Genomic DNA, 20707 nt, shown 5'->3' on the forward strand with positions numbered 1-20707 from the left:
GCAGACAATTATTCGGATGTCCTCTAGGGAAGTAAACAGGTGTATAATAATGTAAAAAAATATCTTAGAGGAGTAATTAAAATGAGGATTATTGCTGCCACTGATTCGCACTACGAATATATTAGAAAACATGACCATCACATCTTAGAAAATTTAATCTTAACGAAGATTAGAGGGAATGAGATCTATATTTTGCAGAATGAAGAATATCGTAGCGTTGGGTGGATGCGTCACAGTTATTTTTGGGACAACACGCCTTTTTTGAATATGATTTGGATCGATGATATCTATCGAAGTAAAGGATTAGGGAAGAAAGCCGTCCTTTTTTGGGAGGATGAAATGAAGAAGCTCGGTTTTAACTTGGTTATGACTTCTACACTAGCAAATGAAGAGGCACAGCATTTTTATAGAAAATTAGGTTATCGAGATTCAGGGTGCTTAATCCTTGAAGATGAGCCTCTGGAAATCATACTTACTAAAAGGCTTGGCATATAAATTAAGCATTATGCGGGGGCCAAGAAGGCTCCTTATTTTTTTATGGTCTGTATATGTTAAAATAGATAGTATTTGAGCTCAATGAAAGGTTTGATTTAACTTGGAAATTAGAATCATTGAGAAGGAGCAAGCTTGGCAATTGCGTCATCAGGTCATGTGGCCGGACAAGGACTTTGATTTTATAAAGCTTAAAGAGGATGGCGAGGGCACTCACTATGGACTTTTTGAAGAGGAAGAACTGGTCTCAGTGGTGTCCATCTTTATTCATGGCGTTCAAGCTCAGTTTAGAAAATTTGCTACTCTGTCCCGTCATCAAAATAAGGGCTATGGAAGCAAACTTCTGAATTACGTACTCAGCGAAACAGAGCGCCTAGGCGTTAAGCGGATATATTGCAATGCAAGAATGGATAAAGCAATGTTTTATGAGAAATTCGGGCTTTCAAAAACGGACGCCACCTTCAGTAAAAGCGGCAAAGATTATATTGTGATGGAACGCCACATAAAAGGAGAAATGAATATGAGTCAAGACGAGCTTTTTAAAATATAGGAAAGCATATGAATTTTCCATCCTTTCTCTATATTTCTCGGAATGAAACGCGCCGCCAGAGGACGGCGAAAGCCGTTTCACCTTGTGAGAGAAGCAATTAAGCTTTCTAAGCTTGCGGTTGAACACGGAAACGAACCTTTTGGAGCCATACTCGTTAAAGACGGGGAAATTGTATTTACAAATGAAAATCAAATTTATTCGGCAACCGACCCAACTTTCCATGCAGAGGCTGGGCTGCTGCGGCGATTTTGCGAAGAAACCCACATTACGGATTTACATGAATACACCTTATATTCGAGCTGTGAGCCTTGTTATATGTGCAGCGGTGCGATGGTTTGGACAAATGTGGGACGGCTGGTTTATAGCGCCAGCAACATGGAGCTGTGCAGTATATTGGGCGAGCAGGGAAGCCCTTGCTCACAAATCGTATTTGAAAATTCTCACCATAAGCCTGATATCACAGCTGGGATATTACGGGAGGAAAGTCTTAGTATATTGGCTGCCTATTTTTCGCACAACACTAAGGGCTGAAACATTCCAGTAAGCTTCGATTGGAGAAACTAACTTCATCCATACGCCAACCGTGCCATTGCTGCCAAAAGAAATCCTACTCCCCCAAGGAGGCCTAACCTTGCAAACGATTATGATCGTCGAAGACGAGCCGGCTATTTCCCGCGTTTTGGCGGCGTATATACGAAAGGCAGGCTTTGCGAGCATTATTTTTGACCGAGGGAAAGAGGCGGTGGAGAAGCTGGCCGTGCTTCAACCCGCGCTTATTTTGCTTGATGTCATGCTGCCGGAAATGGACGGCTGGGAGGTGCTGTGGGAAGTACGGCGGCGCAGCGTCTGTCCGGTCATTATGCTCACAGCTAAAGGGGAGATTGCTGACCGCCTGACAGGGCTTAACAGCGGCGCGGATGATTACATTACCAAGCCGTTCGAGCCGCAGGAGGTAGTAGCACGGATTCAAGCTGTATTGCGCAGAGGTACGCATGCATTAATTGCGGGAAATCAGATCCAGTACGGCAGTCTGAAAATCAATGTAAATGACAGAAGCGTTTATTTGAATGAAGTATGCCTATCGATAACGCCGAAAGACTTTGCACTGCTGCATTTTTTAATGGAGCATCCTAATCAAATTTTTAATCGGGAGCAAATGATCGAGCAGGTATGGGGAATCGGCTATGATGGGAGTGACCGGGCTGTGGATCATGCGATTAAACGCTTGCGACAGGCGCTGCTGCATTTGCCTCCAGAAGAAGGAGAAATTCGTACCTTGCGGGGAACGGGGTACCAGTTTTATACCAATCGTGAAAATTAATCAACGACTGCTGCTTTGCACTTCCAGTCACAAAATGTCGGATTCAGCGAGCCAAATCTAATCCCTTCTATTTTTTTGCCATACGCCTGACACATTCTGCCATTATTCTGTAGTAGCTAGATCCTCTAAGTGATCTACTCCAAGATGTAGCTAATGATAAGGAGTCAAAGAGCTGCGAGCATCCACGATTGCAAACGTTGAATAGATGACGAAGAGGATTCTTTATCAAATTGAGCGGAAGGTGGATGAAGGTTATGGCGGATGTAATTGAATATCAGGTAATTGTCTCAAAAGCGAGGACCTCAGATAATAAGCTGCTTGTTATTACAGCGGCTGAGAGTGGGGAAGGCATAACGATATTGCCACAGGTGTACGGAAATGAACATCAATTGTGGGAAAAAAGAAAGGTGCGCGCTGGAGATGACAATGCTTATGCGCTCGTTAACAAAGCGACGGGCAAGTGCATTGGAAGAAAGGACACCACGCAGGGCTCAAAGATTTATCAGGCACCCGTTACAGAAGCGGACGTCAATGGTCTCATGGTATGGCGTGACGACAATGTTGCCGGAACGCACAATGCGATTAACAGCTATGTGGACTGGGAGCAGAAGCTCAATATTCCTGGCAACGGCCCATTTAAAAGCGGCGACTCGCTTGTGACGTGGGAATGGTGCCACGGTCAGATCAATGAATTATGGGTTTTCGTACCCGATCGCAAGAAGATTACAATCAAGAAAATGGAATTTCAAATGGACAGCAAAATTGTGATCAATAGTGTACCAATCGTAGCAGCCAAACAGCTTGTGACCAACCATTCGAATATCCAGCAAACGCAGCAAGTTACATTGAAATTTTCCAAAAGCCAAACGTACAATTTCAAATGGGAGAGAGGGCTGAAGGTATCGGAAACGCTTGAGTTTAAAGCAGGGCTGCCGCTCGTAGGTGATACGGGTGTGAAAATTTCCGTAGAGGGCTCGCGCAGCTATTCGGAAACCAAGACACAAGACGAGTCCCAGGAGGTTTCGCTGCAGGTTCCAGTCGTTATGCCAGCAGGTGCAACTATCGAGGTTTCCGCTATTTTATTGCAGGGCGTTATCGATGTGCCTTATACGGTGACGTTTGAAGTGGAGTACCCGAATGGGAAAACAACCGAAACGGCTTCAGGCAAATATACCGGCGTGAACACGTTTACCGTTAATACCGAGTATAAAACGATCGTATAGCTTATGTATTCAATGCCATCATAATATAAAGAAAAACGATAGCAGGCTCATTTGGCCTGCTATCGTTTTATTTTTGTTCAGAATGGAAGTAGGTCGCTCATGGATTGAATATAAGTTAAACTATCTTTAAAAAGAAAACATGAGGTGGATGCCTCTGATCTATGTCGTGGTGTTATGTTTAATTGCTGGAATTTGAAAAGCAGTAGGAGAAGAAAGGCGATATGCCGGGCGATAAGGATAAATAATTTAATCGCCGAATGCCTTATGTTATATTTAAATTCTAGCCTAATAATAAAAGTATGAATCCAAAAATTTCTGCTAACGAGGTGCATGATGGCAAATATCAAAATAATCAATTCGTCCGTTAACGACGACATATATGCTGTTCAAGCTGGTCCCGAGGACGAGGATGCGGTACGCGAGCTGATTTTGGCAACGGCTCGTTGGCTGAACAGCATGGGCTCCATTCAGTGGGGCGGCCTGCTTCAAGGAGAGGATAGCCATGACCTTAAGGGAGCGATTGCTCGTGGCGAGGTTTTTGCATTTCGCAAAGAAGGGGGAGTGGAGCTTGCGGGCGCTGTAATTTTGCAGCAGGAGCCAAGCGAGTGGGATCGTAAGCTTTGGGGCGAAGCGGAGGCTGGCAAGGGAAACGCAGTCTTTTTGCATCGGTTAGTCGTTAATCGCCAGTTTTCCGGCAAAGGACTGGGCGGCGACATAATGGCTTGGGTTGAACGGGGTATCCAATTTCCCGGGAAAGACCGAATGAAGCTGGATTGTATCGCAAACAATGAAAAGCTTAACCGCTTCTATAAGCAATGCGGCTATACCTACAAAGGAGAAGCGAGTGGCTGGAGCATTTATGAAAAGCGGCTTCCTGATGTAAAAGTTCATTGAACAACGGCTGTTTATTAATAGGTCAAAAGTAATTCTAATGGAGGCAGGCTAACGAGAAGGGATTTAGCAAAATCTGTCGAATACCTGTGAAATTATGCTAACTAAACGAAAAATAATTCTCGTCACCGGCCTGTTCCTCTGTCTGCTCATATCGATCCGTTTAATTTGGATTTATATGACCCTCCCTCCCGATCATCCTGCTATCGTGCAAGGGCAATTGGATTTGCGGGGGTATAACCTGGCAGACTCGAAGGCCATCAGGCTGGATGGCGAATGGGAATTTTATGCTCATCAATTACGAATACGCGGCCCAGAAAATGCGGAAGCAGCCAAAGGGCAGGCGTTCATTCAGGTGCCTGGAAACTGGAATACGGCGTTATCTTCGCAGGCGGATTCGGCGTATGGCTATGGAACGTATCGTCTGCGCATATTCATCGATTCAGTTAAAAGCCAAACGTACGGCATCCGCTTGAAGAACATTCCGTCGGCTTCCGCCGTATATGTGGACGGAGAGCTTGTGGCTCAAGCAGGACAGCCAGCACCAGAGAAGGAAGGCTACATAGCACGCAACGTGCCTTATTCAGCGTCCTTCATATCCGACAAGCCAGTGATCGATATTGCTATTCAAGTCGCGAACTATGATTCAGCGAGCTCGGGAGGCATTCTTGGCTTCATTTCATTTGGCACGGAGAAAGCGGTAAGCAAGGAAACGGCAGTTAGCCTCCATTTGCAAATAATAGTCGTTATTATTTATTTACTGCATACCCTGTATGCTTTTATTTTGTTTTTTATTGGCTTGCGGCAGCGGGGGTTGCTGTTTTTCGCCGGCGCTATGTTCTTCTCTGCACTTTGGCTCCTCGTATCGGATGATATGCTGCTGATGGTCTGGCTGCCAATGAACAATGATTGGAGCTTAAAGATCCAGTTTGTTGCCTATATGGGTGCTGCAATATTTATGCTGGAATTTACGAAGCGCTTATTAACCGAATACCGGAATGTGCGAATTTTTCGCTGGTATACATCGCTCGGCATGTTGTTTGCTGTATATGTGCTGCTTGCGCCAGCCTCTTATGTAGTAGCGGTAGCTGGCTTGCTCTTTATTTATGTTTTTCTTCCCTTCCTCGTCAATCCGGTCATCACCTTGCGAACCGCGATGAGAAGCGATAAGGATGCGATTGCGCTGCTGCTCGGTGTGGCTGCGATGTCGAACAATATCATTTGGAGCGTCGCGAAGGATATAATTGGCGTAGAAAGCTCCTACTACCCTGTCGATCTGGTCGTCTCCTTTCTCGGCTTCGTAGCGTATTGGTTTAAGCAATACATTCATACCTTCGCCCAGTCGAAGCAGTTAGCCGAGGAGCTGCAGCAGGCGGACAAGCAAAAGGATGATTTTCTGGCAAACACGTCCCATGAGCTGCGAAATCCGCTGCACGGCATGCTGAATATGACGCAAATTGTGCTGGATAGAGACAAGCAGGCGCTCAGTGATCAAAGCGTGAAGCAATTGGAGCTTATTTTAACAGTCGGCCGCCGGATGTCATTTATGTTGAATGATCTGATAGACTTGACCCAACTGAAAGAACAGCGTATTCGGCTGAATAGAGGCAGCCAGCAGGTACAGAGCGTCGCTGCCGGCGTAATCGACATGCTCCATTATATGGTGGAAGGCAAGCCTATTCGCCTCGCGAGTACGATTCCAGATGCATTTCCCCATGTCCTTGCGGATGAAAATCGTCTCATTCAAATTTTGTTTAATCTGCTGCACAACGCGATTAAATTTACGAGCGAAGGACATATTGCGATTCATGCCGTTCAGCAGGGGGGAATGGCGTATATCAGCATTGCCGATACAGGCATGGGAATGGATGAGGAGACGCAGCGCACGATTTTTGAACCGTATGAGCAGGGAGATTCGAGCATGGCCGCTGCACCTGGCGGCGGAATTGGGCTTGGACTTAGCATTTGCAAGCATTTGGTCAAGCTGCATGGCGGAACGCTTGAGGTCCGTTCGCAGCCGGGGCAAGGCTCCGTGTTTACTTTTACGCTGCCGCTGGCAGAAAGGGGTGCCGCTTCAGAAGCGAGTAACGAACATGACCATGATCATAAGCTTCTGCCGTCCGTTCCGTCTGCGGAAATGCTCGTTGCCGCGGCCAATGTCACAAGCACAGCCTATCTAGGGGAGCAATCAATAGAGCACACTGGCGATAGGCATCTACCTCTACCATCCCAAGCGAAAGATCGTCCAGCTATATTAGTGGTAGATGATGACACGGTTAATTTGCAGGTGCTCGAAAATATGCTTGGCATGCGAGATTTTGACATTGTGTCGCTCACAAGCGGCAAGGAAGCACTAGCTCTGCTGGATTCGAGAAGGTGGGATTTGGTTATTACCGATATAATGATGCCTCATATGTCGGGATATGAGCTCACGCGCCTCATTCGCGAGCGTTATGCTCTCTCGGAGCTGCCGATTCTTCAGCTAACCGCACGCAATCGGGCGGAGGATATTGCCGCAGGCTTCCTGTCGGGAGCGAACGATTATGTGACGAAGCCGTCCAATGCGCTAGAGCTGAAATCGCGCGTCCTCGCTTTGATCCATGTGAATCGATCGATGAATGAGCGGCTTCGTATGGAAGCGGCCTGGCTGCAGGCGCAAATCCAGCCTCATTTTTTACTTAATTCGTTGAATGCGATTGCGGCTCTGAGCGTGATTGATTTGGACAAAATGCATGTGCTGCTCTTGGAGTTCAGCAACTACTTGCGGTCGAGCTTTGATTTTAGAAATTCAGAGCAGCTGATTCCGCTGGAGCGGGAGCTAGATTTTGTCCGTTCCTATTTATATATTGAGCAGCAGCGCTTCGGCAATAAAATGCAGCTGCATTGGCAGGTGGAAGCCAGTCTGAAAAACATGCTTCCGCCGCTGTCAATCCAGCCGTTAGTAGAAAATGCGGTAAGACATGGCGTTATGAAGCGTGCTGCGGGCGGAAGCATTTCAGTGCAAGTGTCAGAGAGCGACAATCAAATGGAGATCGTGATTACAGACGATGGTGTCGGCATGGATGCGGCGGTATTGGATAAGCTATTGGATAGAAGTTCCAGCGAGCGGCAGGGAATTGGGCTGCTAAACGTGGATCGGCGATTGAAGCAAATGTATGGACAAGGCTTGTTTATTCAAAGTGTATCAGGCCAAGGCACAACAGTGTCTTTTAAGGTGAGGAAGTAAGCAGGAGGGTTACAGCGGAATGGAGAGGAGAGGTTTGCCATTGTCTTTATCCACTGAGTATTTGCATTATGAGCCGTTTATAAAATCGCTGCCGCTGAAGGCCCGATATGAGCCTGCGGATTTGCTCGTTCAGGATTTGCTAATAGACCGTGAAGGGGAGGTTGAAATGTTCTACGCCCCTCATAATGAATACCGGAACAACGCGGCGAGCCTTTTAATTGTCGGCATCACGCCCGGCTGGACCCAGATGGAGCTGGCCTACCGGACGGCAAAGCTCGCTTTGGAGCAAAATAAACCGGCGGACGAGGTGTGCAAAGCCGCCAAAATCGCCGCCAGATTTTCCGGTGCGATGCGCCGCAACCTGATGCAAATGCTGGACAGCCTGAAGCTGCCGGAGTATTTTGGCCTTCCAGACAGCGAGGCTTTGTTTGCTGAAAATAATTCGCTCCTGCATACGACTTCGCTGCTCAAATATCCGGTATTTGTAGCTGGGAAAAACTACACGGGGCATAAGCCCCCACTTGCTGGCAATGCTTTTCTGCATCATTATGCGCTGAAATTTATTAAGGCTGAGCTAAAGCTGTTGCATAAGCCGCTTATTATTCCTTTGGGCAAAACCGTGGAAACGATGCTTAAAGAGCTTGTTGGCAGCAAGGAATTGGGGGATACGCTAGAGGACAAGCACTGCTTGTGGGGATTTCCCCATCCTTCCGGAGCCAATGGCCACCGACACAAGCAGTTCGCTGATGCGAGAGAGCAGATGGAGGCGAAGGTCGCCGCTTTTGCTGCTGAACGAAGCGGGCTGGCTTAGGTGTATTCAAAACAAATGACGGCCTTGCGCAGCTCCTTATCGTAGAACAAAAATACATTATCTGCGCCATAAGCCTGAAAATAATATCCGGTTAAGGAGCCGATGTAATCAAAGACTTCCCCATTTGCTTTTTTGGGAACATGAAATAGATTGGTGTTTTCAAACTTGCGGAGCTCTTCAATCGGTTCATTATATTTTTGCATAAATCCTTGGGCTTCATCGGACATAAATGCGATATCGTCCCATATGCCATTAATTTCGGGATAGCTTAGTCCCCACCCATCCGCTTGCTTCTTGTTAAAATCCGCTAGCAGTTCCTCAGCAGAGGTGAATTCTTCGCTAAATCGGGAGTAAGGGTAAATCTTCTGATTGTTTTGGTAAAATTGCTTGCGGATATGATAATCCAAATCATTTTGCGAATAGGCAGCCTTCAAATCCTCATCGATTTCATTGTCTGCTGAATGCTCCTGCTGATGCAAGGTGAAGTAATTCCAGTCTGCCTCAAATTTGTATTTGCCATCGATGACATCAAACCCGAGCATATCTTCTTTTGTAAAAAGGGTATGGTAGCTTTGTGTGCTGTCACCCACACAGCCATCATAAATTTCCTTGGCTGATATAATATGCAGCCACTCATCAAGCTCGGGATCGATGCATTTTAAATGAATCGAGCAAAGGGGAAGAAAGTGCTGGCGATGCTTTTCAATTTCGTCATAAAAGACATCCTCATACGCGGGAAACGGCTTAATAAAGGCTTCAGGAATGTTCATCCGGCAGTGTACCTCCGACCTGTTGGTTAATTTGTGGTTATGAAATGGAAACTACTCTTAATAGTAAACGATTAGAGCTAAAGGCAAAACAGGCCGCCTAAAAGATTCACATAAATTTCCTAGCCTATTGACTTTGGGAATCTAATTAGAATAATATCTAATTAGATGATTGTTAAATTAGATATGAGCTAAATATGACGCGTCTAACATTTGGTCTGGAGGTGGAAGTAGATGCAATTGGACAAAGTAGTCGCTTACCATAAAGCGCTTGCAGATCCAACCAGGATCAAAATATTAATTTTGCTATCGGAAGGAGAGCTTAATGGCCAGGTTTTAGCAGAAAAGCTAGGTGTCTCTCCAGCTACGATAACCCATCATGCTGCAAAGCTGCGTGAAGCAAGCTTGATTAATGAGAGAAGAGATAAAAATACGATCTTCTTTTCTTTAAATCACTACTTCATCAAAAGCAGCGCTACTGCTGCTGCGGAGTTAATTTACAAAAACACAAATGCAATAGGAGGTGTGGATATTTTGGAGGATGACAAAAACAAGCGGCTTCAGCAGTCTGTCGTTAAAAACTTTTTCACATTAGACAATAAATTAAAGCACGTACCCGCGCAGCTTAAGAAAAAGCTGATCGTATTGGAGCACCTAGTGACTCAACTAGAAACAGGGCGCAAATACAGCGAAAAGGAAATCAATGCATTCATTAAACGTTATCATGATGACTTCGCCACCATACGCAGGGAATTTATCATGCACCAATTTATGTTCAGAGAAAACGAAATTTACGTATTGAACCCGCCAGAGATGTGGGCGAAATGGGAAAATCTAGCGTGAGAATATGCTCCATTTTAAGCTAAAGAAGGTGTAGAAGCTGATTCACTTAAAGTTAGTATCTGATCCGCTCTCGACAGAAAGTATAACCATTCAAAAGGCGATTATGAATTCACAGCCTCTGTTTAATCTCTTAGTCCTTGGTAAACGACTCCAAACGGACGAAGAGATTAGGGAAGAAAACCAGAAAAATCTCGAACAGGGCGAAAAAATGTTTCACTTGATTGAAAATAACGAATGCGTTGGAATGATGACGTATCTTCCGAAAAATCCTAATGATCATCATCCGTGGATTGGGCTGCTTATTATTCATAAGGAGCAAGAAAGGGCAGGAATCGGATCGCTTGCATTGAAATTGTTAGAAGAAGAATGGGCAGCACAGCGCATAGACAAAGTCAGACTTTGTGTTCAGCATGGCAACCATAACGGGGCTTCCTTTTGGAATAAGAATGGGTTTCATAAAATTAGCGAGGGGCTCGACAATCACAACAATCCAATTGATATTTACGAAAAATGTATAGAAATGAGGAGGAGTGTGTGATGCCGCAAGAGGATCGCTTAAAGGTATATCCGTTATCCGAAATCGCTCATCTTAAGGTTCATGGCCGGACGACTGGCCAACTTGATCCATTAACGTTATTTTGGACCGGAAGCTCGGTGGAATTAAATGCGCAAGGATCTGAGCTTTGGGTTGAAGTCGAGGTGAATTACGACCAGTATGAGCCTTGGATCAGCATCCTGATCAACGGTGTGCCGGTCAGCAGACTAATGTTAACGGCGGGCAGGTACTGGGTTTGTATTTATAGAGGCATGACTAAGACCGCCATTAAAAATGTTCGTATCGTAAAGGATGTACAGGCGATGAGCGCGGATTCGGAATGCCTCCTGCAGATTCACGCTGTGAAGTTTGACGGTGAATGTACACCGATTGAAGAAAAGCCATATCGCATCGAATTTATAGGCGACAGCATTACTTCTGGAGAAGGGGCCATCGGAGCGAAAGCGGAGACGGACTGGATTCCGATGTGGTTTAGCGCGATTGACAATTATACGGCGATGACAGCGGAAGCGCTGGATGCTGACTACCGTGTCCTTTCACAAAGCGGATGGGGCGTCCTTACGAGCTGGGACAACAACCCGCATGCCAATCTTCCTGATTATTACGAACAGGTTTGCGGTCTTCTTACCGGGGAGAACAATAAAGCTTTAGGCGCGCACGAAAAAAATGATTTTGCCTCCTGGCAGCCGGATGTCGTCGTCGTGAATTTGGGAACGAATGATGACGGCGCTTTTCATTCTCCGGAATGGGTAGATACAGCTACTGGAAAAGCTTACAAACAGCGGTTAAAGGCCGATGGCACGTATGATGATGAGGATTTAGCTGCATTTGAGGAAGCAGCTGTGCGCTTTCTAAACAAAATTAGAAAATATAACCCAGATGCTCCTATCATATGGGCCTACGGCATGCTGGGTATACCGATGATGCCAGCCATCTACCGTGCTGTAAATGCTTATCGAATGCAAACAGGGGATAAGCAGGTAACCATTTTTCAGCTTCCCAATACGACTGATGGCACATTAGGCGCAAGACAGCATCCCGGCAAATTAGCCCATGCGAAAGCAGCCAGTGAGCTGGCGGGCTATATCAAAGAAGTTTTGCGTTCCTCTAAGCCTTAGCCGGCCGAAACATTGCTACAACCATTACGACAAGCAGCGGAACGAACAGCACCAGCCCCGTCCATATCGGATGAATTTCTGTAACAATGCGAGCCCACTGGGTGTTGCTGTCATAAGTGACGAGCCCCATCAGAAAACCTGCCAATGCCAGCGGCATAATGATGACATTGTTATCCTTCATGCCGCAAAGCTTGGCCATAAAGAGGCTGAGCACATAGAGGGAAAGCGTAGCTTTCATATAAGAGCCGAGAATGAGCGACATGCCGATAACGGACTCAATGCGCTGGAAAATTTCCTGAAATTCAATGAGCCGGGCTACGGAAAATAGCATATAGGGCCCTGCCCCTGCAACCGGACCGAATACCATTAAGGCGCATACCGTCACAGCGCAGAGTACAAGCAAGCTGGCGGCGAAGGAGAAGGACATCGTCATCATCAGCTTTTTGTTCGGCTTTTGCCCTGCGGCGAAGGGCAGCAGCATGCCGAATAAAAACACTTCGGAGAAAGGGAAGCCAAACGTATAATAGGCTCCAGCCGCTACGGGCATCAGTCCTTTAGGCAGCAGCGGCAGCAATTGCTCAGGACGGTATTCAGGAATCGCAAACAGCAGCACGATGACAATGAAAAAGGAAGTTAATAGCATAATCAGAGTGAACATTCGTGCGATCACTTCTATTCCTGCGCGGGCCGTCAAAGCAGAAATTATAAAAATAAGGGAAGTAAAGGCGTACATCGGAGTTTCTCTCATCATCGCCCCAATCATGAACTGGCCTACGCCTACGACAATAGCTGCCTGCATTTGCAACAAATACGAGATAGTCAGCAGCCCTAACAGCACCGTTAGTACATTGCCGATCACCTTGCGGCTGTAATCAATGTAATCCTGGCCGGGAAATCGGCGATTTAAATACATCAGCATCATTAGGATGCCAAACCCGATTGCTCCAGACAGCAGCAGGGAGAGCCATGCAGCGGCACCTGCTTTTCCAATCAGCGGGCCAGGCACAAAAATAATCGAGGAGCCGGTCAAGAATACAAATAAAAGCACGCCCATTTGAAAAGAACTGACCTTTTGTTTATTCAAGCTGATTCTGCTCCTTTCTTCGCCCAACCTAGCCTTTCACCCCCAGCATGCTGCTAATCTGTTTGGCAGGCCCGCCCAATATTTGCTCAACGACGTCGAAATAATCGAACCAGTCTTTGTTCAAGACATAATCTATACTCATATACAAGCATGCCGCTGTAATAAGTGAATAGAGCCAAACTGCAGGGCCTTTCATCTTCCCGCGTAGAGTGAGGCTGTCATAAAGCAGCATGCCCCCGAATAAAAGCGTTGCAATCAATGCCCGCTCCCACATCAATATCTTCCTTCCCGCCTTGCTACGATGCAGGTTTGCTGTTCATCGTCCCGACCGTAACGAGTTTAAACTCTATCTTCACATTAATTGGCAGCTCCGCAAAGCGCTCATCCCAGTCCGGCTGCAGCTTATGCCATGCCCCCGGGCTCTGGCGGTAAATCTGGTTGCCGATGCCGATAACCTCCAGCTTATTTTTTTGCAAAAATTTTAACGTCGCTGAAGTTTGTCTCAATAGTGCCGCGCTAAATTTTTCGAGGAAGGCTTGCTCGTCCTTTTTGGAAGCTATAGCTGTGCATTTTAGCTCTGTAATGGCTAGCTCCCCTTTAATACGGTAGCTGACTACGGGATTTCCATCCTTTATCGTAACTTTGCTCGCTGTACGCAGAGACAGCACTTCCGCTGTTTCTTTGTCGCCCTTCATGCCCGGGCAAGGAATTTCCAGCACGCCTGAATGGTATTCATTTCGTAAAGCAAGCAGTCCCTCAACTTTATCGGGAGGCATTACTTTCTGCAATTTTCCATTCTTGATTAAGGCAAGACCGGCAGTGGATAGCGTCTGTTCAGGATTAGAATTACTGTAAACATAGGAGAGTACCGTGTCTGGATGCGCGCTTTCCTGTTGCAGCAGCAAATCGAGCAGGGAGGTGTCCATTGTTTTCGCCGCATTGAGATAGGAGAACTCTTCTGTACGAAGAATTTGCTGCGCTGTCGTCTGCTCAATAAGCGGATGCTTCTCCAGCATCTTGTGAGCGGGACCTTTGGATATGAGCAGCTTGACGCTGCTGCGCGGCTCATGGTCGCGATAAAAAATATCGAGTATTTTACCGAGATCCTGATTTCTTGCCAGCTTCTCTCCGACAATAATGACCCGGGTATGGCTCCACTGGGCTTTGCGGCCCAAATGGATCGGAATATCGCGTACCGCCTCCATTACGGTATCATCTTGCGTATGAATGTTTACGCTAGACGTTTGCGTAGTAGCCGATTTTCCAGTTTCTACGGAGGCGGGACGATAAATTTGGGTAAGCATTTCGATTTTTCCGTCCTTCGTTTCGTCGAGGGCAACGCCCATCACAAAACCGCGCTCGGTCAGCTCATATTTGCTCCAGCAGCCCGTTAGCAGCATGAAGCTCATGAATAGAGAGGCAATCAGTAAAATGCCGGTTTGTTTTTTCATGCAGATCCCATCTCTTTGATTTTTTGAGCTTCTTATGGCTTATGCAAATTTTGCGGCTTGCGCAGCAGCTTTTTGAGCGAGATTCTCATAATGACATCTCGAAGCTCGACTATCCGAAAAGGAGCGAGCGGAGCCAAATAAGGCTGTCCAAGCGATCTAAGCTTGCACAGATGCAGCAAAATGAACAAGAAGCAAATCATCATGCCGAAGCCTCCGAGCAGCGCAGCGCAAAGCATGAGCGGAAACCGCAAAATACGGAGCGCAATCGCGATGCCATATTGCGGAATAGAGAAGGAGGCGATACCCGTCAGCGCCACCACGATAACCATAATCGGCGATGCAATACCTGCACTAATTGCGGCGTCCCCAATGACAAGGGCTCCAACGATGCTCACAGCGGAGCCGACAGTCCGGGGCAAGCGAACGCCTGCCTCACGCATAAGCTCAAAAAAGAACTCCATCAGCAGCGCTTCGAAAAAGGCTGGCAGCGGCAGCCCCTCGCGTGCATTCAATACTGCTAATAGAAGCACGGTAGGAATCAGCTCAGGATGAAAGGTAGATAGCGCAATATAAATGCTTGGCAGCGATAAGGCGATAATAAAAGCGAGAATGCGCAGCCAGCGAATCATCGTCGAGATGATCGTCCGTTGGTAATAATCCTCGCTCGATTGGAAAAACTCGGTGAACAACCCGGGACAAAGCAGCATGCCGCCTGTTCCTTGCACCAGCACGACGATTTTTCCCTTTAGCAATCCGGCTACAGCCATATCGGTTCTTTCTGTATACCGATGCTGAGGAAAGGGGGAGTAGCTGGAATCTTCAATAAGCTGCTCAATATAGGAGGTTTCCAAAACATCTACCGTCTTAATGAGCTCCATTCGTTTCTTAAACTCGGCGAGCATCTCCGTATCCACTTTGCCTTCCAAATAGCCGAAGGCGACAGTTGTGTTGGTATCCCCGCCACCGCTCATTAGCTCAATTTTGAATTTTGGCGTCTTCAGCCGCAGCCGCAGCAGTCCTAAATTTTTCTGCAAGTTTTCAACGGTGCTTTCCCGCGGCCCTTGCACGACCGATTCATTAACGGGCTCATTGACCTGTCTTGTCTCTACGGACTGGGCTTTAAAGCTGAGTGCCTGATTCCAGCCGTCGAATAAAATCAGCAGCTGTCCGCTGGAAATACCGTCTACGACAGCATCTAAATCGTTTACGAGCTGTACTTTTTTGCCGGAAGGCCCATGATTCTCGAAAAAAAAGCGGACGTCCTCAATGCCGGCTTCCATCCCAGGTCCGACCTCATGCGTTACAAGATCCTGCAGCGATATTTTCATATAGTTAATGGTATCGTCTTGAATAAGCGAGCTGTAATAGATCGAGCATGCTTTATGCAGCATATCGGGACCGTAATGCCAATGCATAAAGATGATGTCGGAGCTGCGGACAAAGACAGATTCCAGATAACGGACATTATCCTCCAGTATGGAGGTGAGCGGATGCTTCCCATCGCCACTGCCTGATTGACCACTTTGTGGTACGGTTGGCATCGTTTCCTGGGTGCTTGTCCCCGTATGGCTATTCTCGGTTGTCATGTGCGTTCACCTAGTTTCCATGTCCTGGTTTCTTACATTTACCAGTATGGCTTGCCGCCTGGAAAACTATACGACCTAAAAAGACAACGCCCGCAGGGGAGTTGTCTTGATATTTAAATTATTGCTGCGCGAGCAGCGGGGCAATGTGATGACGGAAAACATCTGCGGGAGGCTTGCCTCTTTTTAGCCTGTCATTGGTGACGACTGCGACGATATTGAGGCTGGGGATGACGGTAATCGTCTGTCCGCCGAAGCCTAACGCATAATAAAAATCGAAAGCAGAAGGCGAAACGGATTTCGAACCTGCTGAAAAAGAATCGACCCACCAATGCCAGCCGTACTGGCCAGGGCGAGGAGACTCAGCGGCTATCGCAGGATAGACGGAGCGCTCTATTAAAGCTTGGGGGATAAGCTGCTGCCCCTTCCATATGCCTTGCTGCAAATACAGCTGGCCCAGCTTCAGCATATCGGCTGGAAGCAGCCGCAGTCCAAAGCCGCCTGTATGAATGCCTTGCGGATCATGCTCCCATTCATTTTGGGAAATGCCTAAAGGCTGAAACAGGTAACGTTCGGCAAATGCAGCAGTGGTCATGCCGCTTGCTTGTACGAGAATGGCAGACAGCATTTGGGAGATGCCGGAATTGTATTCCATGCGCGAGCCAGGCTCATCCGATAATGGCTGCTCCAAGGCAAATTGAATCCAGTTTGACGTTTGCGTCATGCGGGGGAAGGAGTTTTGTCCGCCGAACTCCGTCCAGTTGAAACCGGCAGACATCGTCAGTAGATGCTCCAGCGTAATCGTTTGTTTTCGCGGGTCAGAATCTTCAGCAAGCTGGGGGAAAAATAAAGTGGCTGGCGTCGATGCCTCTGGCAGCAGCTGCTTGCCCATCGCGATACAAATTAGCGCAGATACGACGCTTTTAGTACAGGAGTTAACTTTTGCAATTTCTTCTCTCGTACGATCATTTCGGTAATGCTCGAAAATAAGCTTGCCATTATAAGACACCAGGCAGCTCCTTAAGTCCAGCGGCTCAATAGCCGGGAGCAGTGATGACAGCTTCATCTGTATTTCCCTACTTTCCTTATCCATCTCGTTCTTTCGATTATAGGGGGTTAGCGGAAAAGAAACAAATGGAGGGATGGGCGATCCGGTACGGGCTCTCTGATTCCTGCTTTGTACTTTAAGGCTGGCTGCTTGGCAAAGGCAAGCAGTTGAGTCCATTGCCAGCAGTAGAAAATAAATCTATACTACCAGCGAACTTATAGAAGCTGGAGGCAGACGATGAATAAACAATTGGAGCTTTATGATGTAACGATAATCGGTGGCGGTCCAGCTGGATTGTACACAGCCTTTTATAGCGGCATGCGCGACCTGAAAACAAAGCTGATTGAATCACAGCCGGAGCTCGGAGGGCGAATTCTGACCTATCCTGAAAAAATGATTTGGGATGTAGGGGGTGTAACCCCTATCCGTGGAGAGAAATTGATCGCTCAATTAGTCGAGCAAGCCAAAACCTTCGAGCCAACGATCGTGCTCGGCCAGCAAATTTCAGGCTTTGAGCGGCAGGAGGATGGCTCGATTGTGCTGACGGCGTCGAGCGGCGAGCAGCATCATACGAAAACCGTTATTTTGGCCATAGGCTATGGCGCCCGAAAGCTGGTCAAGCTGGAAATTGAAGGAGCAGACCGTTTCGAAGTGACGAATTTATATTATACCGTTCAGGAGCTGGAAGGCTTTCGCGGCAAGCATGTGCTCATTTCGGGAGGCGGCGATTCCGCAGTCGATTGGGCGAATGAACTGGAGCCGATTGCAGCAAGCGTCACCATTGTACATCGCCGCAGCCAATTCGGCGGACATGAGCGAAACGTCTCGAACATGAGAAGCTCCTCGGTGAAAATATGTACGCCTTATAGCGTAGAAGCGCTGCTAAGCAGCAATGGGTCTAGCATTGATCAGGTGACCATCGCTCATTTGGAAACAGGCGAGCGTGAGCTGCTGGAAGTCGATGCGGTAATTGTCAATCACGGGATGAAATGCGATTTCGGGCCAGTGGAGGGCTGGGGTCTTGACCTCGGAGCATGGCATGTAACCGTCGGCGAACATATGGAAACGAATTTGCCGGGCGTATTTGCCGCAGGCGATTTCGTAACCTATGGCAGTAAAGTTGAGCTGATCGCTGGAACGTTTACCGATGGCATTATGGCACTCAATAGCGCCAAGCAATATTTGGACCCGGAAGCCCCGATGATGGCCTATGTATCCTCGCATAATGAGAAGTTTAAAGAGAAAAATCGCGCGTTAGGCGTAACGGAGGACGAAGAGAGCGAATAGCCAGCCGAATAGATTAAAAATATTAATTCACAAAAAGAACGACGAGCATTTGGCTCGCCGTTTTTTTTGTTGTATACAGGCATGAATGGCTGAATGCATAACGACTTTAGCCATGAAGCTGCTTGACTACTGTACATATCGTTGACAGTCATATGCTGAACATTTATATATTGAATTGATATATGATTTGTGTTAATATAAGTTTGCGCAATGATACTTACAAAGAAGGTGGGGAATTTTTTGAACAGCCAGGATGTGATTTTGGGTATTTTAATGGATGAAAATTGTTCGGGTTACGAAATCAAGCACAAATTTGAAACGCTGTTTTCGTATTTTTACAATGCCAGCTATGGGACGATTTATCCGACGCTCGGCAAGATGGAGAAGCAGGGATTAATTACGAAGGAGAGCATTTTGCAGGACGGCAAGCCGAATAAAAATGTGTATACGATTACGGAAGCAGGCCGGGAACAGTTTATGCTGTATTTAAAAAGCGATATCCAGGCTGTGGAAACGAAATCCGATTTTATGGTGAGGCTCGTTTTTGGGAAATGGGCAGATCAAGAGCAAGTGATTCAATGGCTGGAGAAAACGATTGCCAAACAGGAGGAAGAGATTGCACAATTAACGGCTGATTATGCAAATTGGAAACCCAACATGAATGCCACCCAAGAGCTGTGTATCACAATCGGTATTGCCAATCAGGAGAGCTCCCATCGAATTTTGGTAGAAGGATTGCAGAAGCTGAAAGCTCAATTATAAGGAGAAGGGGTTCAACATGAACAAGGAAAAAACAGGGCTGATCGTATTGGCAATGGCACTCGGCCTGCTAATGTCGTCTCTCGACAACACGATTACCTCTGCGGCACTGAGCCATATTATTAAAGACATTGGCGGATTTGAGCAGGTCAGCTGGGTATTTACCGCCTATATGCTCGCGTCAACGAGCATGATGCTCGTTTTTGGCAAAATGTCCGATTTATTCGGCCGCAAGCTATTTTATCTCATTGGCATATCGATATTCCTCCTTGGTTCAGCCTTATGCGGCATGGCGCAGGATATTACCCAACTAATCGTGTTCCGTGCTATTCAAGGAATTGGTGCGGGGGCGCTGCTGCCAATCAGCTTTACGATCATTTACACGGTGTTTGCCGATCCGAAGCAAGCTTCCAAAATGGCTGGCGTTTTTGCCGGCATCTTCGGCTTGTCTTCCGTTGCAGGACCGCAAATCGGGACGCTGTTATCAGAGGCTTGGGGCTGGAGATGGTGCTTTTACGTCAATGTTCCGATTGGCATCGTATCCTTTCTCGTATTGCTCTTTGCCCTCAAGGAATCCCGTTCGGAGCGGAAGCCAAAAATCGATTATTTAGGAACGGCATTCCTCATCATTTGCACCATTTCCTTGATGCTCGCTTTGGAGTGGGGTGGCAAGGACTACGCGTGGACGTCTTGGCAGATTTTATCGCTGTTCGCGGTGTCGGTTATCGTGGGCTTGCTGTTCATATCCGTTGAGCTGCGTGCAGAGGAGCCGATATTGCCCTTAGTTTTGTTCAAAAATCGGATGGTCGTCGGGCTATGTCTCGCCTGCCTCTGTCAGGGAGCGATTATGTTTTCGGCCATTGCTTATTTGCCGATTTTCTCAACTGCCGTATTAGGGCAGGAAAATTCCAACGCTTTATTGACTCCGATGATGGTTTCGTTAATATCCGGAGCGGTTTTGTTTGGCTTTTTGCAATCCAAATTTGCTTATCGGACGCTTATTGCTTTCACAATGGCAGCCGGAGTTGTCGTGAGCTACTTGCTTAGTACGGTTAGCCATGATGCTTCCAAGTGGTATATGATAGGTCTGATGATACTGCTGGGGCTCGGAGCTATCGGCCCTCTGATGAGTATGTCGCAGACAGCTATGGCAGCAAGCGTGGAACGCAAATACATCGGCATTAGCTCGTCCATCGTTGGTTTCTGGCGCAGCATTGGCGGCGTTCTCGGCGCATCGATCATGGCGACCATTGTCAACAACAACTTGAAGACGCTGCTGTCGGATGGAGCAGCTGAGCACCATATTCCGCAGGATCAGATCGCAACGCTGGCGAATCCAGAACAACTTGTGCGAGGGGCTGGCAATGTTCCGCAAGATATTGTGGCTTTCGTGCGTGATTCTTTGGGTACCGCGATTAATCATGGATTTATACTAAGTATTGTCTTCGCTCTTCTTGGCATTGTGGCGGCATTCGTTGCAGGCCCAGGCAGGCAAAGCATTCCTAATGCACAATCCGCTGCCAAGCAGGCTTCATGAGCAGGTTAACTAAGCTGCATTGTTCCAAAGCTTGAAGGTAAGATGGTTGCATGAGGTTTAAGATCCAATATGATCGTTTGGGAACAACAAGAACGGCAAGCATTTGGCTCGCCGTTCTTGTTGTTGTATATAGGCATGTGCTGCTCACTACTGCAAGCTG

Annotated in this window: 20 protein-coding genes; 14 read left to right on the plus strand and 6 right to left on the minus strand. The window is 47.1% G+C overall.

From position 1 onward, the window contains the following. The first annotated feature begins 81 nt into the window (after positions 1-81). From BBD42_RS23340 to BBD42_RS23375, 8 genes are all read left to right on the plus strand, one after another. On the plus strand, positions 82-495 hold the full coding sequence (locus tag BBD42_RS23340; protein ID WP_099520090.1) for a GNAT family N-acetyltransferase: 414 nt from the start codon (positions 82-84) through the stop codon (positions 493-495). Between the two features lie 100 nt (positions 496-595). Beyond that, positions 596-1042 (plus strand): GNAT family N-acetyltransferase, encoded by a 447-nt coding sequence (locus tag BBD42_RS23345; RefSeq protein ID WP_237163201.1) that lies wholly within the window; start codon positions 596-598, stop codon positions 1040-1042. A gap of 84 nt (positions 1043-1126) precedes the next feature. Next, positions 1127-1573, plus strand: coding sequence for a nucleoside deaminase (locus BBD42_RS23350; RefSeq protein WP_348272574.1), 447 nt, complete (start codon positions 1127-1129; stop codon positions 1571-1573). Positions 1574-1673: 100 nt separating this feature from the next. Further along, positions 1674-2363 carry a response regulator transcription factor gene (locus BBD42_RS23355; RefSeq protein ID WP_099520092.1) on the plus strand — a complete coding sequence of 230 codons (690 nt, stop codon included), beginning with the start codon at positions 1674-1676 and terminating at the stop codon, positions 2361-2363. Between the two features lie 254 nt (positions 2364-2617). Further along, the gene (locus tag BBD42_RS23360) at positions 2618-3586 is read left to right on the plus strand and encodes an ETX/MTX2 family pore-forming toxin (RefSeq protein WP_172455598.1); all 969 of its coding nucleotides are present in this window, start codon (positions 2618-2620) and stop codon (positions 3584-3586) included. A 333-nt stretch (positions 3587-3919) separates the two neighbouring features. Beyond that, positions 3920-4480, plus strand: coding sequence for a GNAT family N-acetyltransferase (locus BBD42_RS23365; protein WP_099520094.1), 561 nt, complete (start codon positions 3920-3922; stop codon positions 4478-4480). Positions 4481-4574: 94 nt separating this feature from the next. Continuing rightward, positions 4575-7703, plus strand: coding sequence for a hybrid sensor histidine kinase/response regulator (locus tag BBD42_RS23370; RefSeq protein ID WP_099520095.1), 3129 nt, complete (start codon positions 4575-4577; stop codon positions 7701-7703). Between the two features lie 19 nt (positions 7704-7722). After that, positions 7723-8514 carry a uracil-DNA glycosylase family protein gene (locus BBD42_RS23375; RefSeq protein ID WP_237163202.1) on the plus strand — a complete coding sequence of 264 codons (792 nt, stop codon included), beginning with the start codon at positions 7723-7725 and terminating at the stop codon, positions 8512-8514. On the opposite strand, the gene BBD42_RS23380 is transcribed toward BBD42_RS23375, so the two are convergent. Further along, positions 8511-9284 (minus strand): siderophore biosynthesis protein, encoded by a 774-nt coding sequence (locus BBD42_RS23380; RefSeq protein WP_099520096.1) that lies wholly within the window; start codon positions 9282-9284, stop codon positions 8511-8513. The two genes, BBD42_RS23375 and BBD42_RS23380, sit on opposite strands and share 4 nt — an antisense overlap. A gap of 231 nt (positions 9285-9515) precedes the next feature. Here BBD42_RS23380 and BBD42_RS23385 point away from each other — a divergent pair, with 231 nt between their 5' ends. From BBD42_RS23385 to BBD42_RS23395, 3 genes are all read left to right on the plus strand, one after another. Beyond that, positions 9516-10124 (plus strand): DUF2087 domain-containing protein, encoded by a 609-nt coding sequence (locus tag BBD42_RS23385; RefSeq protein ID WP_099520097.1) that lies wholly within the window; start codon positions 9516-9518, stop codon positions 10122-10124. Between the two features lie 103 nt (positions 10125-10227). Beyond that, positions 10228-10662: a GNAT family N-acetyltransferase gene (locus BBD42_RS23390; RefSeq protein ID WP_099520098.1), complete on the plus strand. Its 435-nt coding sequence runs from the start codon at positions 10228-10230 to the stop codon at positions 10660-10662. Beyond that, on the plus strand, positions 10662-11798 hold the full coding sequence (locus tag BBD42_RS23395) for an SGNH/GDSL hydrolase family protein (protein ID WP_099520099.1): 1137 nt from the start codon (positions 10662-10664) through the stop codon (positions 11796-11798). Before BBD42_RS23390 ends, BBD42_RS23395 begins: the two co-directional genes overlap by 1 nt. On the opposite strand, the gene BBD42_RS23400 is transcribed toward BBD42_RS23395, so the two are convergent. From BBD42_RS23400 to BBD42_RS23420, 5 genes are all read right to left on the minus strand, one after another. After that, positions 11788-12882, minus strand: a complete 1095-nt coding sequence (locus tag BBD42_RS23400; protein WP_150131594.1) for a GerAB/ArcD/ProY family transporter — start codon at positions 12880-12882, stop codon at positions 11788-11790. The two genes, BBD42_RS23395 and BBD42_RS23400, sit on opposite strands and share 11 nt — an antisense overlap. 28 nt (positions 12883-12910) lie before the next feature. After that, positions 12911-13141: a hypothetical protein gene (locus tag BBD42_RS23405; RefSeq protein WP_150131595.1), complete on the minus strand. Its 231-nt coding sequence runs from the start codon at positions 13139-13141 to the stop codon at positions 12911-12913. A 37-nt stretch (positions 13142-13178) separates the two neighbouring features. Continuing rightward, positions 13179-14333: a Ger(x)C family spore germination protein gene (locus tag BBD42_RS23410; protein WP_099520102.1), complete on the minus strand. Its 1155-nt coding sequence runs from the start codon at positions 14331-14333 to the stop codon at positions 13179-13181. Positions 14334-14365: 32 nt separating this feature from the next. Continuing rightward, the gene (locus BBD42_RS23415; RefSeq protein ID WP_237163203.1) at positions 14366-15919 is read right to left on the minus strand and encodes a spore germination protein; all 1554 of its coding nucleotides are present in this window, start codon (positions 15917-15919) and stop codon (positions 14366-14368) included. 118 nt (positions 15920-16037) lie between these two features. Further along, positions 16038-16982, minus strand: a complete 945-nt coding sequence (locus BBD42_RS23420) for a serine hydrolase domain-containing protein (protein WP_099520103.1) — start codon at positions 16980-16982, stop codon at positions 16038-16040. Positions 16983-17201: 219 nt separating this feature from the next. Between BBD42_RS23420 and BBD42_RS23425 the strand changes: the two genes are divergently transcribed. The 3 genes from BBD42_RS23425 to BBD42_RS23435 all read left to right on the plus strand — a co-directional run bounded on the left by BBD42_RS23425 (position 17202) and on the right by BBD42_RS23435 (position 20547). Beyond that, positions 17202-18251 carry an NAD(P)/FAD-dependent oxidoreductase gene (locus BBD42_RS23425; RefSeq protein ID WP_099520104.1) on the plus strand — a complete coding sequence of 350 codons (1050 nt, stop codon included), beginning with the start codon at positions 17202-17204 and terminating at the stop codon, positions 18249-18251. Positions 18252-18491: 240 nt separating this feature from the next. Further along, positions 18492-19013: a PadR family transcriptional regulator gene (locus BBD42_RS23430; RefSeq protein WP_081418542.1), complete on the plus strand. Its 522-nt coding sequence runs from the start codon at positions 18492-18494 to the stop codon at positions 19011-19013. 16 nt (positions 19014-19029) lie between these two features. After that, a complete protein-coding gene (locus tag BBD42_RS23435) occupies positions 19030-20547 on the plus strand; it encodes a DHA2 family efflux MFS transporter permease subunit (RefSeq protein WP_099520106.1) in 1518 nt (505 codons plus the stop codon). The last annotated feature ends 160 nt before the right edge of the window (positions 20548-20707 follow it).

It is taken from the genome of Paenibacillus sp. BIHB 4019, assembly GCF_002741035.1.
In the GTDB taxonomy this organism is placed as follows: domain Bacteria; phylum Bacillota; class Bacilli; order Paenibacillales; family Paenibacillaceae; genus Pristimantibacillus.

What these genes read in the sequence shown, in the direction of transcription:
- BBD42_RS23410 (WP_099520102.1), bottom strand. Translation starts at nt 14,333, where the DNA reads ATGAAAAAACAAACCGGCATTTTACTGATTGCCTCTCTATTCATGAGC.
- BBD42_RS23395 (WP_099520099.1), top strand. Translation starts at nt 10,662, where the DNA reads ATGCCGCAAGAGGATCGCTTAAAGGTATATCCGTTATCCGAAATCGCT.
- BBD42_RS23385 (WP_099520097.1), top strand. Translation starts at nt 9,516, where the DNA reads ATGCAATTGGACAAAGTAGTCGCTTACCATAAAGCGCTTGCAGATCCA.
- BBD42_RS23420 (WP_099520103.1), bottom strand. Translation starts at nt 16,982, where the DNA reads ATGAAGCTGTCATCACTGCTCCCGGCTATTGAGCCGCTGGACTTAAGG.
- BBD42_RS23365 (WP_099520094.1), top strand. Translation starts at nt 3,920, where the DNA reads ATGGCAAATATCAAAATAATCAATTCGTCCGTTAACGACGACATATAT.
- BBD42_RS23360 (WP_172455598.1), top strand. Translation starts at nt 2,618, where the DNA reads ATGGCGGATGTAATTGAATATCAGGTAATTGTCTCAAAAGCGAGGACC.
- BBD42_RS23390 (WP_099520098.1), top strand. Translation starts at nt 10,228, where the DNA reads ATGAATTCACAGCCTCTGTTTAATCTCTTAGTCCTTGGTAAACGACTC.
- BBD42_RS23415 (WP_237163203.1), bottom strand. Translation starts at nt 15,919, where the DNA reads ATGACAACCGAGAATAGCCATACGGGGACAAGCACCCAGGAAACGATG.
- BBD42_RS23370 (WP_099520095.1), top strand. Translation starts at nt 4,575, where the DNA reads ATGCTAACTAAACGAAAAATAATTCTCGTCACCGGCCTGTTCCTCTGT.
- BBD42_RS23375 (WP_237163202.1), top strand. Translation starts at nt 7,723, where the DNA reads ATGGAGAGGAGAGGTTTGCCATTGTCTTTATCCACTGAGTATTTGCAT.
- BBD42_RS23340 (WP_099520090.1), top strand. Translation starts at nt 82, where the DNA reads ATGAGGATTATTGCTGCCACTGATTCGCACTACGAATATATTAGAAAA.
- BBD42_RS23380 (WP_099520096.1), bottom strand. Translation starts at nt 9,284, where the DNA reads ATGAACATTCCTGAAGCCTTTATTAAGCCGTTTCCCGCGTATGAGGAT.
- BBD42_RS23435 (WP_099520106.1), top strand. Translation starts at nt 19,030, where the DNA reads ATGAACAAGGAAAAAACAGGGCTGATCGTATTGGCAATGGCACTCGGC.
- BBD42_RS23425 (WP_099520104.1), top strand. Translation starts at nt 17,202, where the DNA reads ATGAATAAACAATTGGAGCTTTATGATGTAACGATAATCGGTGGCGGT.